This window comes from Glycomyces sp. TRM65418 (assembly GCF_019710475.1).
Classification (GTDB): Bacteria; Actinomycetota; Actinomycetes; order Mycobacteriales; family Micromonosporaceae; genus Glycomyces.
This window is the reverse complement of sequence record NZ_JAJFAX010000001.1, coordinates 570,481-586,657: the sequence shown is the minus strand read 5'-3', so window position 1 is coordinate 586,657 and position 16,177 is coordinate 570,481. Positions and strand designations below refer to the sequence as shown.

Here is a 16,177-nt window from a genome sequence, read left to right as displayed (position 1 = left end):
TTTTCCCGGAGGGTCTTCCACCGGATCCGGTCTGGATCTTCGCCGGAGGTTTTCAGCACCGCCGCGGGCGAGTCTGGTATTCCCACCCGAATCGTCTTCCGCCTGGAGGCACCATGTGCGGCTTCACCGTCCGCGCCGGCGCGAGCACCGAGACCGACGCCGACCGTTTCGCCGCGGCCCTGGCCCTGCTGACCCACCGCGGCCCCGACGAGACCGCGGTCCTGACCTCGGGCGAACGGGTCCTGATGGGCTTCAAGCGGCTCTCCATCATCGACGTCGAAGGCTCGCACCAGCCGATGCGGCGCGGCGACGACACCGATACGGAACGCTACACGATCGTGTTCAACGGCGAGATCTACAACTACGTGGAACTGCGCGACGAACTCGTCCGCGTCCACGGCGAGACCTTCGCGACCCGCGGCGACACCGAGGTCATCCTCGCCGCCTACAAGCACTGGGGCCCCGACGTCGTCCACCGCCTCCGCGGCATGTTCGCGTTCGTCGTCCACGACCGGGTCGCCGACCTGCTCTTCGCCGCCCGCGACCCCTTCGGCATCAAGCCCCTCTACTGGACGCAGTGGGACGGCAGCACCTGGCTCGCCAGCGAGAAGAAGGCACTCCCCGGCCTGGGCCACCCCGACCTCATCGACCCCGAGCAGGTCGCCCACTACGCCACGTTCCAGTACACGCCCGAGCCCGCCACGCTCCACCGCCACCTCCACCGCCTCGAGGCCGGCCACTGCGCGATGTTCCGGCCCGGCGCCGAGCCGCGCCCGCAGCGGTACTTCCAGCCGATGTTCAAGCCGCGCCCCATCGACGACGAGCAGCGCCTCCACGGCGAGATCCAGGCCGCCCTGCGCGACTCGGTGCGCATCCACATGCGCTCGGACGTCCCGGTCGGCGCGCTCCTGTCGAGCGGCATCGACTCGACCGCCGTCGTCGCTCTGGCGCGCGAGGTCAACCCGAACCTGCTCACGTTCACGGCCCACTTCACCGATCCGGGCCTGTACGACGAGCTCGAGGTGGCCGCCGCCTCGGCCGCGGCCCTGGGGGTCAGGTCGATCCCCGCGCCCGTGTCGGTCGAGGACGTCATGGCCGAGCTGCCGAAGATCGTGTGGCACCTGGACGACCCGGTGGCCGACCCGGCCCTGGTGCCGCTGTACTTCACCGCGAAGAAGGCCGCCGAGTACGTCACCGTGGCCCTCGGCGGCGAAGGCGCCGACGAGTTCTTCGGCGGGTACACCATCTACCGCGAACCGCATTCGCTCAAGCGCCTCGAATCCCTGCCCCACCCCGCCAAGGGCCTGCTGCGCAAGGCCTCGGCGGCCCTGCCCGAAGGCGTCAAGGGCAAGAGCTTCCTGGAGCGCGGGACCGCCGAGCTGCGAGAGCGCTTCGTCGGCAACGCGAAGATCTTCACCGGCGAGTCCAAGCGGCGCCTGCTCCACCGCGATGTGGAGTCCTTCCGGGCCGTCACCGACCCGATCTGGGACGAGTCGGCGCACCTGGACCCGACCACGCGCATGCAGTACCTCGACCTGATGACCTGGATGAAGGGCGACATCCTCGTCAAGGCCGACCGGATGTCCATGGCGCACAGTCTGGAGGTGCGGGTGCCGTTCCTGGACCGGGTGGTGTGGGAGGTCGCCTCCCGCATCCCCGTCGAGCACCGCCTCCAAGGCAAGCAGACGAAGGTCGCGATGCGCCGGGCCGTCGCGAGCCTGGTGCCGCCCTCGATCGTCGAGCGCCCCAAGCTCGGCTTCCCGACCCCGCACCGGCAGTGGCTGGCCGGGGCGATGTTCGAGTGGGCCGACCAGATCATGGCCTCCAGCGGCTGCGGGCACCTGCTCGACCTGGAGTACGCGCGCGGCCTGCTGCGCGACCACCGCGCCGGGGAGGCCGACAACGCCCGCAAGGTGTGGGCGGTCATGGTCTTCTGCCTCTGGTACTCCCAGCTCGACCGGCCGCCGTTCGGCTTCGACCGCGTCCGCGCGCCCCGGACCGCGGCCCCGGTGACCGGCACGGGGACGGCCCCGCAGCAGCACGGCCCCGGCCACCGGGGCCTCACCACCGCGGCCGCCTAGGGCGGCAAGGCGAACGCGGGCCGCGGATCGCTCCGCGGCCCGCGCCGCCGCGAGCGGGGCGTTCCGGCTCCGGGACTCGGACGGTCGGTCCGTCCGAGCCCCCGCCGGCTCGACCCCGCCGACCCGCGGTCAGGCCTTGAACAGGCCCTCGCCGACGAAGCCGCCCTCAGGCGCGCCCGGCGGGACCGCGAAGATCGCGCTGCCCTCGGCGGTGATGAACTCGTTCAACCGGTCCGACGCCGCCATCTTCTCCTGCGCGTCGACGAACGCCTGCGGATCCGCCTGGAACGACACGAACAGCATGCCCGCGTCGTACGGGTGCTCCGCGTGCATGTGGCCGTCCAGGTGCCCGTCGGTCGCCGCATCCGAACTCACGTCGCCTTGGGTGAGGAACCCGTAGTCGTAGTTGTAGCCGCGCCGGACCATCGCCGCGTCGTGCACCACGGCCACGTGCGAGTCCGCGGGCACCGCCCGCAGCCCCGACTCGTCCAGCACCGAGAAGTCCGGGTGGTCGAACTCGCCGCCGCCGCTCAGCGGCGCGCCCGAGTCCCGCTCCCGCCCGAACGTGAGGTTCTGGTCCTCGGCCGCCAGCATCGACCAGTCCGGCAGCCGCATCCGGATCTTGCGGAACACCAGGTACGTGCCGCCCTCGAACCAGGACGGCTCCGAGTCCACCGCCCACACGCGGTCGTCGAACAGCGCGGTGCCGGCCGCCGGATTCGCGCTGCCGTCCTTGAACCCCATCAGGTTCCGCGGCGTCCCGCCGTCGGGCGCCGACGAGAAGCCCTGCTGCATCCACGCCAGCGTGCCCCGGCCGACGGCCCGCTTGCGCAGCTCCAGGAACGCGTTGCTCACCACCTGCTGGTCGTCGCCGCAGATCTGCAGCAGCAGATCGCCGCCCGACCAGGCCGGGCGCAGCTTGTCGCCGTCGAACTCCGGCAGCTCGACGAGCTTCGACGGCTGCGACGCCTCCAGCCCGGCCTTCGCGAACGCGGCCGGGCCGATCCCGAACGTCACCGTCAACCGCGCCGGATCCAGGCCCGCCGCGACCGCCTCGGCGTCGAACCGGTCGTCGCCGTCGAACGCGGCCTTCGGCGGAACCTCACCGGCCGCGAGGGCCGCCGCGACGGCCGACCAGTCCGCGAGCAGCGCTTCCAGGTTCGCCGCGACGCCGGCCGCGTCCAGCGCCTCCCCGCCCGGCAGCGCCGTCTCGGACAGCGCGAACGCGGCGAACAGCGCATGCCGCTGCGCCGGCGTCGCGATCCCCGCCTGCCGCTCGCCGTAGAACGGCTCCACACCGGCACCGTGGCCGTGCGCCGCCTCGTCCTCGTGCTCGTGGTTCGAGCCGAACGCGTATCCGACTCCCGCGCCGACGGCCGCCGTGAGCGTCGCCGCCCCCAACGCGGTCCGACGCGTCACGTGCGCTTCACCGTCCTCGCCGACCGGCTCCGGCCTCCTGCGGTACCGCTGCCACAGTCCGATCGCGACGTCGACGGCCACGAACGCCGCCAACGAGAGGCCCAGCATCGGGAAGCACCAGCCCACGACCGCCGCGACCGCGACGATCACCGCGACGAGCGGCCACGGGAGGCTCCGGAGCGTCCCGCGCGGATACGGCCGGCCCACGAGCCCGCCCTGGGGACGGCGCTGCCACCACATCCGGTAGCCCCACACGATCACGGCGATGAGCGCGCACATCGCCGCCGCCAAGAGCAGCTGGTTCGCCAGGCCGAAGAGCAGGCCCATGTGCGCGGCGATGACCACGTTGGTCACCTGCGCCATCATCGGCCAGTCCGCGAACCGCAGCTCCTCGGCCACCACGGGCGCGCCCGACGCCGTGTCGACCACGATCTGGTCCTGCTCCAGCGGCAGCGACCGTCGCGTCTCCGCCACCAGGTACGCCGTGCCCGACCCCGTCGGGAGCGTGATCTGCAGCGGCCCCCGCATGTCCGCGTCGAGCGCGGCCTCGTGGACGCCGTCGAGCAGCGTCACCGCGAACGCCGACGAACCCTCCGCGTGGTCGTGCGCGGCCGGGTCGTGGCCCGCGTGGTCGCCCGCGTCCACCGAGAGTGCCGGAGTCGCCCAGCTCAGCGCCTCCCGCAGTTCGCCCACGTTCTCGCCCGCATACCGCGACCAGGTCACGCCCGTCGCCGACAGGAACACGAGGATCGCGACCAGCCACAGGCCGACCGGGCCGTGCCAGGCGAGCGTCCGCGCCCGCCCCGAACCGGTCGGCCTGGGCCGGAGCAGGCCGCCGCCGCGGCGCTTGCGCGCGATCCACAGGACGAGGCCCCCGAGCGCCACCACCCACAGCCAGCTCGCCGCGAGCTCGCTGTAGAGGCGGCCCGGGTCGCCCAGGTGCAGGCTCCGGTGCAGCGTCGAGATCCACTCGCGCACCGGTCCGGCCTGCGAGGACCCGTACGAGGTCGACTCGCCGAGCAGCTCGCCCGTGTACGGGTCGACGTGGACCGTGGCGACCGCCCCGGACTCGCGGACGACGCCGTCGTCCACCAGGACCACCGTGGCGGCGTCCTCCTCGGCCGCGGGCCGCACCGCCTGCACGGTCCAATCCGGATGGGCTTCGGTCACCGCGTTCACCTGGGCGGCGAGGCTGAGGCGCTCCTCGCCGACCTCCACGGTCTCGAGATCGGCGTAAAGGAGATCCTCCACTGGGTAGGACAGGGCGTAGGCCAGGCCGGTCACGGCCGAGACCAGCAACAACGGGGCGATGAACAGGCCGGCGTAGAAATGCAGCCGGAGCAGGAGCCGCCGCAGGGCGGCCGAAGACTTGCGTTGATCAGACATGGTTCGCTTTCCGAGCAGCCCGGGGCGCACCCTCGACGGGGCCGACGCACGGCTCGCGAGCCGTGCGAGGGCACGGCGCCCTCAGGCAGGGGTCAGCGCCGAAGGCGCTGGGGGACAAAAAGACTCAGGAGCAAGCGAACCGCGGGGGACCGCGGTGTGAGATCGTCGTGCGCACCGCCGGGAGCGCCCGCGGCGGCTGCGCCCGCAGCGTGAACCGGCGCGGCCGGACCATGACGAGCGCGCCCGCGCCGAGCACGCGCACCGCGCGCGCGAAGAACAGCGTCAGCAGTTCGAGCAGCCCCGCCAGCGCCGACTCGCCGCGCGCCAGCCACGACGCCTGCGCCAGCGCGGCGGCGACGTGGACCAGCAGCATGCTCGGCCCCGTGCCGTGCACGTGGCCCGCCGCCTCGACCGCGCCCAGCTCGAAGAACTCGTGCAGGCCCCACTGCGCCGCCAGGCACAGGGGCAGGAGGACGGCGAAGCCGCGTTGGCGCCCGCCGGCGGCGTACGCGGCGACGGCGAGCAGGCCGAACGCGGCGGCGGCCTGGAGCGGGCCGGGCGCGTGCCCGCCGCTCCAGAGGTGGAGCAGGAGCGAGACGGACGCCGAGACGGCGGCGAACACGGCGGCCCGCAGCAGTCGGAACGGAGTCTGTCTCACTTGCATGGCCCGTATTGTGGCACGGGCCCGGAAGCGGGGACGCCCCCGCGTCGGGCATCCGACACGGGGGCGTTCGCCGTCGCCTCAGGCCCGTTTGCGGCCGTAGGTGAGCCGCCGCAGCAGGACCTCGAAGGGCCCGCGCTTGCCGGCCTTGTCGAGGAGGACCGCGACGACGACGGTGACCAGCCACGTGCCGAACGCGACTCCGAACGCCGCCAGGTAGCCCATGTCCTCGCCCAGGCCGAAGCCCCAGGCGGTGAGCAGCGGGGCCATGATGATCGACTGGAGCAGGTAGCTGGTGAGCGACCGCTCGCCCACCGCGGCCAGCGCCCCGGGGATGCCCCGGCGTCCGAAGTCCCGCAGCTTGTGGGCCAGCAGCGCGAAGCCGCAGATGTAACCGAGACCGGCGTACATGCCCCCCAGCAGCGTCAGGTAGACCGCGGCCCCCCACACCCCCGAGGAGGGCTCCCAGGCGCCGAGGGCGATGAGCGCCACCGGCAGCGAGCTGAGGACGTTCACGACCATCGCGGAGACGAACACCTTCTTGAGCTGCGGCAGGTGCGCTTCGGGGTGGTTGAGCCAGCCCGAGCGCTGGAGCATCATGCCCGCGATGATCAGCGGGAAGAACGATCCGGTGACCACGATCGCGATGGCGGCGATGGGCGAGGCGATCGCCCCGAAGAGCATCTGCCCCGCATACGGCGGCAGGTCTCCCATCGCCGGCGGCTGGCCGCCGGTGGTGTAGAAGTACGCGAACAGCGGGTTGCCGATCAGCACGACATAGGCGAGGGTGCCCCAGAGCAGCTTCTTGAGCGAGCGGTCGGAGAGGTGGACGAAGAACAGGGCGATGAGCCCCGCGGCGCCGTACGGGGCGAGGATGTCGCCGAAGAAGAGGAACGTGGCGTGCAGGAAGCCGAAGCCGATGAGCCACCACGAACGGCGGCGCAGGACCTTGCGGACGCCCTTGGCGTCGATGCCGCGCGCGAACATTCGCGAGGCCATGACCGCGATGCCGAAGCCGTAGAGGATCGCGAACATCGGGCGGGAGCGGTCGGCGATCAGGAGCTGCTCGACGAAGTACGCGATGTGGTCCGCGGCCGACTGCCCGGTGTGGTGGTTGTAGGCGTCGAGCTTCATGCCCCACATGTGGATGGGGACGTTGGCGAGGGCGATGAACAGCAGCATGCCGCCGCGGGCGATGTCGGGCGCGAGCGAGCGTTCGGTCTTGCTGATCGGGGCGGCGGGCCCCGGCGGACCGGCGGTGGCGAGCGGGGTGGCGGTCACGACGGACTCCTCTGTGGTCAATGCGGGCGGTACTGGTTTCCAGAAGTCAGTCTAAGGAAGGCGGTCGCCGTTCACGGTACGGCCGGTCCCCGCGTCGAGCTCCCGTCCGCGGTACCGCGCCCGTCCACCTGCGGGTGGATCGCGTCCGGCGGGTGTCGTACCCCGGGAGTACTCTCCGGCCCACCGACATGACGGCTCGCGAGCGTCGCCGAGCCGGGTCCCCTCATCGTCCGATCTGCGAAGGCGCTCCGGGACGCTCCCGACATACCGAAAACGCGACAGGGCCCCACCGCGACTGCGGTGGGGCCCGATGGCGTTGTGGCGCTCACGCCTGAGCGCCGTGATCCAAGCGCACTCCGGCTACGCCTTCGTGCGGTGCTCCCGCTTCACTCCGGCTACGCCTTCGTGCGGTGCTCCCGCTTCACTCCGGCTACGCCTTCGTGCGGTGCTCCCGCTTCACTCCGGCTACGCCTTCGTGCGGTGCTCCCGGTTCACTCCGGCTACGCCTTCGTGAACAAGAGCGCCGCGTTGTGGCCGCCGAAGCCGAAGGCCGTGTTGAGCGCGGCGTTCAGTTCGACCTTGCGGGCCTCGTTCGCCGCCACGTCCAGGTCCAGGGCCGGGTCGGGGTTCTCCAGGTTGATCGTCGGGGGGATGACCCCTTCGACGATCGCCATGATCGCCGCGATCGACTCGACCGCGCCCGCCCCGCCGAGCAGGTGCCCGGTCATGGACTTGGTCCCGGTGAGCACCACGTGGTCGCCGACCTCGCGCTTGATGCCCTTGACCTCGGCCATGTCGCCCACGGGCGTCGAGGTGGCGTGCGCGTTGACGTGGCCGATCTCCTTCGGGTCGATGTCGGCCTGCTTGATCGCCGCCGCCATCGCCCGGCCGCCGCCCCGGCACTCCGGGTCGGGCTGGACGATGTCGAACCCGTCGGAGGTCAGGCCCGAGCCCGCCACGACGGCGTAGATCTTCGCTCCGCGCGCCTCGGCGTGCTCGCGGCGTTCGAGGATCAACGCGCCGGCGCCCTCGCCCATGACGAAGCCGTCGCGGTCGCGGTCCCAGGGCCGGGACGCGTGCTCGGGGTCGTCGTTGCGGGTCGACATGGCCTTCATCGAGGAGAACCCGGCCATCGGCAGGCCGCCGATGACCGCCTCCGCGCCGCCCGCGACGACCACGTCGGCGCGGCCGACGCGGATCATGTCGGCCGCCCACGAGATCGCCTCGGCCGAGGTGGCGCACGCGCTGGTGGGTGCGTGCACGCCCGCCTTGGCGTGGAACTCCAGGCCGACCACGGCCGCGGGGCCGTTGGGCATCAGCATGGGCACGGTGAACGGGGAGACCCGGCGCGCGCCGTGCTCTTCCAGGATGTCGTCCTGGGCGAGCAGCGTGAGCGCGCCGCCGATGCCGGAACCGAAGACGACGCCCAGCCGTTCCTTCTCGAGGTCGTCGCTCAGCCCCGCGTCGTCCCACGCCTGCTGAGCCGCGATGAGCGCGATCTGCTCGGAGCGGTCGAGGCGGCGCAGCCGGACCCGAGGCAGCGCCTCGGACGGCTCCACCGCCAGCTCGGCGGCGATGCGGCAGGGGAGTTCCAGCGCCCACTCCTGATCGAGCAGGTGGACACCCGACCGTCCGGCCACGAGTGCTTCCCAGGTCGACGCCACGTCCCCGCCGAGGGGGGTGGTCGCGCCGAGCCCGGTGACGACTACCTCAGTCACCTTTTAGCCCTTTTCGATGTAGGAGACGGCGTCGCCGACGGTCTTCAGGTTCGCGACCTCGTCGTCGGGGATCTTGACGCCGAACTTCTCTTCGGCGGCCACGACGACCTCGACCATGGCGAGCGAGTCGACGTCCAGGTCGTCGGTGAACGACTTGCCGTCGGCGACATCGTCGGGGTTGACGCCCGCGACCTCTTCGAGAATGTCGGACAGGCCTTCGCGGATCTCGTCACGAGACAGAGCCATGAGATATTTCCTCTCGATAGTTACGGGCAGCGGATGACCTGCCCGGCGTAGGTGAGCCCGCCGCCGAATCCGAACAGGAGGATCGGGGCGCCGGAGGGCACCTTGCCACTTTGTACCAACTTCGACAGCGCCAGCGGCACCGATGCCGCGGACGTGTTGCCGGAGTAGACGATGTCCTCGGCGATGACGCAGTCGTCGCTGAAGTCGAGGCGCTTGGCGATGCCCTGGATGATCCGCAGGTTCGCCTGGTGCGGCACGAAGGCCGCGAGTTCGTCGATCTTCACGCCGGCCCGCTCGGCGACCTGCTCGATGAGCGGCGCGAGCTGGGTGGTGGCCCAGCGGAAGACGGTCTGGCCGGCCTGCTTGATGTACGGCACGTCCTCCTCGATGCGGATGACGTCGCTCATGGACGGCTCGGAGCCCCACACGACCGGGCTGATGGCCAGCTCCGGGTCGTCGGTGCCCTCGACGACCACCGCGCCCGCGCCGTCCCCGAAGAGCACGCACGAGGTGCGGTCCTCCCAGTCGGTGACGGCGGTGAGCTTCTCGGCGCCGACGACCAGGGCGCGCGTGGCGCTGCCGACCCGGATGGCCATGTCGGCCTGCGCGAGCGCGTACTCGAAGCCCGAGCAGGCGGTGTTGACGTCCATCGCGGCGGGCGTGCTGATGCCGAGCGCGTCGGCGACGCGGCAGGCGGTGTTGGGGCAGGTGTCCTTGGCGGACACCGTCGCCACCAGGACCATGTCGATGTCGCCGGGCTGGAGGCCGGCGTTCTCGAGGGCCTGCCTGGCGGCGTGGATCGCCATGTCGGCGACCTTCTCGTCCTCGGCGGCGATCCGGCGTTCCTTGATGCCGACGCGGGAGACGATCCACTCGTCGTTGGTGTCGACCATCTTGGCGAGGTCGTCGTTGGTGAGGACCTTCTCCGGCTGGTAGTGGCCGACGCTGACGACGCGCGTTCCGTTGACGCTCACTCGACTCCTTCGTTCGCTGCGAGTTCTGCGGCAGCCGCGAGATCCTCGGGGGTGTTGACGTTGACCCGTTCCACGCCCTTGAGGGCCCGCTTGGCCAGGCCGGTGAGCGTCCCTGCCGGCGGCAGCTCGATGACCGCCGTGACGCCCGATGCTCCAAGCGTACTCATGCAGGCGTCCCACCTGACCGGCGAGGTGACCTGGGCCACGATCTGCTGCAAGGCGGTCGTGCCGCTGGTGACGGGCCTGCCGTCCTTGTTCGACAGCAGCGTGCGGACCGGGTCGGCGACCTCGATCTCCGCGGCGACGGCTTCGAGCGCCTCCTGCGCGGGCGCCATGTGCGGGGTGTGGAAGGCCCCGGCGACCTTGAGCGGGATGACGCGCGCCTTCTCCGGCGGCTGCTGGGCGAGCTTCTGGATCGCGGCCACCGGCCCGGCGGCGACGATCTGGCCGGCGCCGTTGCGGTTGGCGGGCCACGCCCCGGCGGACTCGATCGCGGCGAGGACCTCGTCCTCGACGCCGCCGAGGACGGCGGCCATCGTGGTCGGCTCGATGTTGCAGGCGGCGGCCATCTCGCGGCCGCGCACGGCGGCGAGGCGGACGGCGGCCTCGGGGCTCAGGACCCCGCTGATCGCGAGCGCGGTGAGTTCGCCGACCGAGTGGCCGGCGACGGTGAGGTCGGCCGAGCCGAGCGCGGTCCCCTCGGCGAGGAGGCGCTCGGCGGCGAGCAGGCCCGCCGCGACGAGCAGCGGCTGGGTGTTGGCCGTGTCGGTGATCTCGTCCTGGTCCGCTTCGGTGCCGAGGCGGACGAGGTCGAGGCCGATGAGATCGGACCACTCGCGCAGGCGAGCGTCCGCCGAGGGCTCTTCGATCCACGGCGAGAGGAACCCGGGCTTCTGCGAGCCTTGCCCGGGAGCGAGAATGGCAAGCACATTAAGACTTTCGCATCGACGACTTGGAATACGGGAGCAGTCAGAGGACTGAAAGCCCGTTCGGTTCTTGTAGGGAATCTACAACACTCGTTGTCAACTGCGGGAACGCCGGGTGCCCGGGCCGCTCTCGAGCCGCCCTATGGTCAACCCCACACGGAGGACGAAGGCCTCATGCGGTTCGGTCGGGGAGAAACCGGTCACCTCCTGGATGCGGCGGAGCCGGTAGCGGACCGTGTTGGGGTGGACGTACAGCTCGCGGGCGGTGCCTTCGAGGACGCCGCCGGAGGAGATGAACGCGTCCATGGTCTCCAGCAGCTCGCCGCCGGCGCGCCGCAGCGTCATGTAGACGCTCTCGCGCAGGCCGATGCGGGCCGCCTCGTCTCCGGCGATGGCCCGCTCGGGGAGGAGCTGCGTCGCGGTCACGGGCCGGGGCGCGTCGGTCCACGCGGGGGCGGCCCGGTGCCCGGCCACGGCCGCCAGCGCCGACGACGAGGCGTCGGCGAGGCCGGTCACGGTGGGGCCCACGACGATCGGGCCGTCGCCGAACTGCCCGGTGAGCTTCTCGACGATCTCGACGGGCTCCTTGACGCCGCCGAGGAGGAGCACGAGGCGGGCGCCGTGGACGCCCGCGAGGATGTCGAGCCCGAGCCGCCTGGCGGCGCGCTGGACCGAGTGGAGGACGAGGGTGGCCTCGCCGCCGGGCGTGTTGCCGCAGACGACCGTGATGGTCTGCGTCTCGGACCAGCCGAGGGCCGCGGCGCGGCTGATGAGCTCGTCGGAGTTGTCGCCGCGCAGGAGCGCGTCGACGAGCATGGCCTGGAGGCGGGCGTCCCAGGCGCCGCGGGTCTCGGCGGCGCGGGCGTAGACGCGGGCGGCGGCGAAGGCGATCTCGCGGCTGAAGCGCAGCACCGATTCGCGCAGCTGGTCCACCTCGCCGTCGGCGGCCAGGGCCGGGACCTGCTCCTCGACCACGTCGATGACGACCTGGATGAGGGCCACGGTGTGCTGCAGGCTGATGGCGCGGGCGAGTTCGACGGGGGCGGCCTCGAAGACCATGTCCGAGGAGCCGAGGTCGTCGCCGGAGGAGCGCAGCCATTCGAGGAACTGCCGCACCCCCGCCTGGGCCACCAGCGTGACCATGGAGCGCTGTTCGGCGGGCAGGTCGCGGAACCAGGGGAGGCGTTCGTCCATCCGGGTGAGCGATTGGGTCGTCAGCGCCGATGAGGAGCGTTCGATGTTCTGAATGGTCGTGGCCAGATCCATGCCCTATAGCCTGCCAGACGTGGCGCGCGCCGCGCACCGCCGTATGACGGAATAGCCGGGACGCCACTACTGTTGCGCGGAAGATCACCGCAAAGCGACGACAGAGAGGCGGCCCCATGGCCACGGTTGCACTGACCAAGGACAACTTCGAAGAGACCGTCACCGGCAACGGCATCGTGCTGGTCGACTGGTGGGCCGACTGGTGCGGGCCGTGCAAGATGTTCGCGCCCACGTTCGAGGCCTCGAGCGAGAAGCACGCGGACGTCGTCTTCGGGAAGATCGACACCGAGGACCAGCCCGAGCTCTCCGCCGAGGCCGGGATCCAGTCGATCCCGACGCTCATGGCCTTCCGCGACGGCATCCTCCTCTACAGCCAGCCCGGCGCGCTGCCGCCGGCCGCGCTCGAGGAGATCATCGGCAAGGTGAAGGAACTCGACATGGACGCCGTGCGCGCCGAGATCGAGAAGGAAGAGGCCGCGGGCGGCCACGACCACGGCGACCACGAGGGGCACCGCCACTAGGTCGCCTCGGGTCACCACACGATCGGGCGGGCCGCCTCCGCGAACGGGGGCGCCCCGCCCGTCGTCGTCTCCGAAGCGGAAGGCGGCCGGGTGCCGGGACGGCGAGGGCGGGATCGAACGGCGGCGGGGCCGCGAGCACCATGCTCGCGGCCCCGCCTTTCGCATTGCGCCCCTTAGGAGTCGCCGCCCGCTTCGCCCGCCTCGGCGGCGGTCGGGTCGGTGATCTGGTACTTCGCCGCGGCCTGGGCCGCCAGCTCCGGCTTGACCTCGCCGCGGGCGGCGAGCTGCTGGAGGGCGGCCACGGTGATCGACTCGGCGTCGACGTTGAAGTGGCGGCGCAGGGCCCCGCGCGTGTCGGAGTGGCCGAAGCCGTCCGTGCCCAGCGAGGTGTAGTCGCCCGGCACCCAGCGGCTGATGAGGTCCGGGACGGACCGCATGTAGTCGCTGACGGCGATGAACGGGCCCTCGGCACCCGAGAGCTTGCGCGTCACGTACGGCACGCGCTTCTCGGCCTCGGGGTGGCGCAGGTTGTGCTTCTCGGCCTCGACCGCGTCGCGGTTGAGCTCGGACCACGAGGTCACCGACCACAGGTCGGCCGTCACGTCCCAGTCCGAGGCGAGCAGCTCGACGGCCTTCTGGGCCCACGGCATGCCCGAGCCCGAGGCCAGCAGCTGCACGCGGGGACCGGAGCCCTCGGACTCGGCGATCTTGTGGATGCCCCTGAGGATGCCCTCGACGTCCACGCCCTCCGGCTCCGCCGGCTGCACGATCGGCTCGTTGTAGACCGTCAGGTAGTAGAAGACGTGCTCGCCGTCCTCGTACATGCGCTTGAGGCCGTCCTGGACCAGGTGGCCGATCTCGTAGCCGAACGCCGGGTCGTAGGAGAGCACCGCCGGGTTGGTGTGGGCCATGAGGATCGAGTGGCCGTCCTCGTGCTGCAGGCCCTCGCCGTTGAGCGTGGTCCGCCCGGCGGTCGCGCCGATGAGGAAGCCGTTCGCGAGCTGGTCGGTGGCCGCCCAGATCGCGTCGGCGGTCCGCTGGAACCCGAACATCGAGTAGAAGATGTAGAACGGGATCATCGGCTGGCCGAGCGTGTCCCCGGCGGTGCCGGCGGCGGTGAACGCCGCCATCGAGCCGGCCTCGTTGATGCCCAGGTGCAGGAGCTGCCCCTGCTCGGACTCCTTGTAGGACAGGAACAGGTCGCGGTCCACCGACAGGTACTGCTGGCCCTGCGGGGACCAGATCTTCGCCGTCGGGAACATCGCGTCCATGCCGAACGTGCGCGCCTCGTCGGGGATGATCGGGACCCAGCGCTTGCCGATCTCCTTGTCCCGCATCAGGTCCTTGAGCAGGCGCACCAGCGCCATCGTCGTGGCGACCTTCTGCTTGCCCGAGCCGCGCTTGGCGCTCTTGTAGGCGTCCGAGCCCGGCAGGTTGAGCGGGATCACCGTGTTGCGGCGCGAGGGGATCGGCCCGCCGAGGGCCTTGCGGCGCTCCTGCAGGTACTCGTGCTCGGCCGAGCCCTCCTCGGGCTTGACGTACGGCGGCAGGTACGGGTCCTGCTCCAGCTGCTCGTCGCTGACCGGCATCTCGAGCGCGTCGCGGAAGCCCTTGAGGTCGTCGAGCGAGAGCTTCTTCATCTGGTGGGTCGCGTTGCGGCCCTCGAAGGCCGAGCCCAGACGGTAGCCCTTGACGGTGTGCGCGAGGATCACCGTCGGCTGGCCCTCGTGCTCCATCGCGGCCTTGTAGGCGGCGTAGATCTTCCGGTCGTCGTGGCCGCCGCGGCGCAGCGCCCAGATGTCGTCGTCCGAGAGGTTGTTCGCCATCGCCTTGGTGCGCGTGTCGCGCCCGAAGAAGTGCTCGCGGATGAACGCGCCCGACTCGGCCTTGAAGGTCTGGAAGTCGCCGTCGGGGGTGGTGTTCATGAGGTTCACCAGCGCGCCGTCGTGGTCGGCCGCCAGCAGCGGGTCCCACTCCGAGCCCCAGATGACCTTGATGACGTTCCAGCCCGCGCCGCGGAAGTACGACTCCAGCTCCTGCACGATCTTGCCGTTGCCGCGCACCGGCCCGTCGAGGCGCTGGAGGTTGCAGTTGACGACGAAGGTGAGGTTGTCGAGCTCGGCGCCGGCCGCGAACTGCAGCGCGCCCCGCGACTCGACCTCGTCCATCTCGCCGTCGCCCAGGAACGCCCACACCTGCTGGCCCTTGGTGTCCGCGAGGCCGCGGTCGTCCATGTAGCGGTTGAACAGCGCCTGGTAGACGGCGTTGATCGGGCCCAGGCCCATCGACACGGTCGGGAACTGCCAGTAGTCCGGCATCAGGCGCGGGTGCGGGTAGGACGGGAGCCCGCCCTGCGGCCGCGAGACCTCCTGGCGGAAGCCGTCGAGATCGTCCTCGGTGAGGCGGCCCTCGACGAAGGACCGGGCGTACATGCCGGGGGAGGCGTGGCCCTGGAAGAAGATCTGGTCGCCGCCGCCGGGGTGCTGACGGCCGCGGAAGAAGTGGTTGTAGCCCACCTCGTACAGGTTCGCGGCGGACGCGTACGTGGAGATGTGGCCGCCGACGCCGATGCCGGGACGCTGCGCGCGGTGGACGGTCATCGCCGCGTTCCAGCGCACGTACGCGCGGATGCGGTGCTCGATGGCCTCGTCACCGGGGTAGTGCGGTTCGGCCTCCACGGGGATGGTGTTCACGTAGTCGGTGCTCGTGGACGCCGGGATGCCGATCTGGCGCTTGCGGGCGTGCTCGAGCAGCCGCTGCATGACGTAGCGGGCGCGGGTGCGCCCGCCGGCGTCGAGGAGGCCGTCCAGGGACTCCAGCCATTCGCTGGTCTCCCCGGGGTCAGTGTCCGGTACTTGGGTCGGCAATCCGTCACTGATGGGCGGCCGGTTCTGTTCCGTGGTCACGGGCGATCCCTCGTTCTAAGACTGCGGCTTTGCAGGGTTTCTTTCAGGCAGCAGAGTGTCATCGTTTTCTACCATCCTCCCTTGAATCTACCGCGAGCATCGCCCACCCACCCGGGTTGATGCGACCGCGCCCACACTCCCCCCGACCAGGAGGGCCGCTCACCTGCGCCGCAGCGAGGGCGGGCCGCCGCGCCGAGATCACGGGCATGTGAACGAGCGCTCACCTTTAGGCCGCGCCCCCTTGCGATCGTTTGCCGAACGAACCCGGCGTCCGGGCGTACTAGTGCGGCATACGCCCCACCTCCTATGCTCGACGCCATACGCTGTGACGCATGCACAGCAGAACGACCTATGGAGGGGATGCAGTGAACGCTCCGGGCAGCCCGGTGGACTCATCGAGCGTGGTGCAGCGACTCGGGCTCGAAGGCGTCGAAGCCGTCATGGAGATCGGCTTCGACACCGATGTCGACGCCGCCTTGCGCACCGCGGTCATCGAAGCAGTCGGGGAACTCCTCGACGAGGATTCCGACGAGATCGTCGGCGCGGTGCTCCTGTGGTGCCGACAGGAGGACGGCGATCTGGTCGACCTCCTGCTCGACGCGCGCGACCCGCTCGCCGACAACGGGGTGGTGTGGCTGCTCACCCCCAAGGCCGGCAGGCCCGGCCACATCGAGCCGGCCGACGTGGAGGAGGCGGCGACGCTGGCGGGTCTCAAGTCGACCAAGACCCTCAACGCCTCACCGGACTGGGTCGCCTCCCGCATGGTCGTGGCCCGCCGCTAGCCGGCCCATC

Annotated in this window: 11 protein-coding genes and 1 pseudogene; 3 read left to right on the top strand and 9 right to left on the bottom strand. The window is 71.2% G+C overall.

From position 1 onward, the window contains the following. The first annotated feature begins 113 nt into the window (after window positions 1-113). Window positions 114-2,081 carry an asparagine synthase (glutamine-hydrolyzing) gene (asnB, locus tag K3N28_RS02675; protein WP_228090926.1) on the top strand — a complete coding sequence of 656 codons (1,968 nt, stop codon included), beginning with the start codon at window positions 114-116 and terminating at the stop codon, window positions 2,079-2,081. Between the two features lie 129 nt (window positions 2,082-2,210). Here asnB and K3N28_RS02670 read toward each other — a convergent pair whose 3' ends face one another. The 8 genes and pseudogenes from K3N28_RS02670 to K3N28_RS02635 all read right to left on the bottom strand — a co-directional run bounded on the left by K3N28_RS02670 (window position 2,211) and on the right by K3N28_RS02635 (window position 11,958). Further along, on the bottom strand, window positions 2,211-4,886 hold the full coding sequence (locus tag K3N28_RS02670) for a Dyp-type peroxidase (RefSeq protein ID WP_228090925.1): 2,676 nt from the start codon (window positions 4,884-4,886) through the stop codon (window positions 2,211-2,213). A 124-nt stretch (window positions 4,887-5,010) separates the two neighbouring features. Next, window positions 5,011-5,550, bottom strand: a complete 540-nt coding sequence (locus K3N28_RS02665) for a hypothetical protein (RefSeq protein ID WP_228090924.1) — start codon at window positions 5,548-5,550, stop codon at window positions 5,011-5,013. Window positions 5,551-5,628: 78 nt separating this feature from the next. Beyond that, window positions 5,629-6,828, bottom strand: coding sequence for a DUF418 domain-containing protein (locus K3N28_RS02660; protein WP_228090923.1), 1,200 nt, complete (start codon window positions 6,826-6,828; stop codon window positions 5,629-5,631). A 500-nt stretch (window positions 6,829-7,328) separates the two neighbouring features. Further along, window positions 7,329-8,546, bottom strand: coding sequence for a beta-ketoacyl-ACP synthase II (gene fabF, locus K3N28_RS02655; protein WP_228090922.1), 1,218 nt, complete (start codon window positions 8,544-8,546; stop codon window positions 7,329-7,331). Between the two features lie 3 nt (window positions 8,547-8,549). Continuing rightward, window positions 8,550-8,786, bottom strand: a complete 237-nt coding sequence (locus tag K3N28_RS02650) for an acyl carrier protein (RefSeq protein ID WP_030159099.1) — start codon at window positions 8,784-8,786, stop codon at window positions 8,550-8,552. A gap of 26 nt (window positions 8,787-8,812) precedes the next feature. Next, window positions 8,813-9,766 carry a beta-ketoacyl-ACP synthase III gene (locus K3N28_RS02645; RefSeq protein ID WP_228090921.1) on the bottom strand — a complete coding sequence of 318 codons (954 nt, stop codon included), beginning with the start codon at window positions 9,764-9,766 and terminating at the stop codon, window positions 8,813-8,815. 14 nt (window positions 9,767-9,780) lie between these two features. After that, window positions 9,781-10,695, bottom strand: a pseudogene (locus K3N28_RS02640) (ACP S-malonyltransferase); the annotation flags it as partial. A 93-nt stretch (window positions 10,696-10,788) separates the two neighbouring features. Further along, window positions 10,789-11,958: a CdaR family transcriptional regulator gene (locus K3N28_RS02635; protein WP_228090919.1), complete on the bottom strand. Its 1,170-nt coding sequence runs from the start codon at window positions 11,956-11,958 to the stop codon at window positions 10,789-10,791. Between the two features lie 116 nt (window positions 11,959-12,074). Here K3N28_RS02635 and trxA point away from each other — a divergent pair, with 116 nt between their 5' ends. Next, window positions 12,075-12,479, top strand: a complete 405-nt coding sequence (gene trxA / locus K3N28_RS02630) for a thioredoxin (RefSeq protein WP_228090918.1) — start codon at window positions 12,075-12,077, stop codon at window positions 12,477-12,479. 173 nt (window positions 12,480-12,652) lie between these two features. Here trxA and aceE read toward each other — a convergent pair whose 3' ends face one another. Next, window positions 12,653-15,385, bottom strand: coding sequence for a pyruvate dehydrogenase (acetyl-transferring), homodimeric type (gene aceE, locus K3N28_RS02625; RefSeq protein WP_228090917.1), 2,733 nt, complete (start codon window positions 15,383-15,385; stop codon window positions 12,653-12,655). A 365-nt stretch (window positions 15,386-15,750) separates the two neighbouring features. Between aceE and K3N28_RS02620 the strand changes: the two genes are divergently transcribed. Further along, window positions 15,751-16,167, top strand: coding sequence for a DUF3052 domain-containing protein (locus K3N28_RS02620; RefSeq protein WP_374209678.1), 417 nt, complete (start codon window positions 15,751-15,753; stop codon window positions 16,165-16,167). Window positions 16,168-16,177 lie beyond the last annotated feature (10 nt).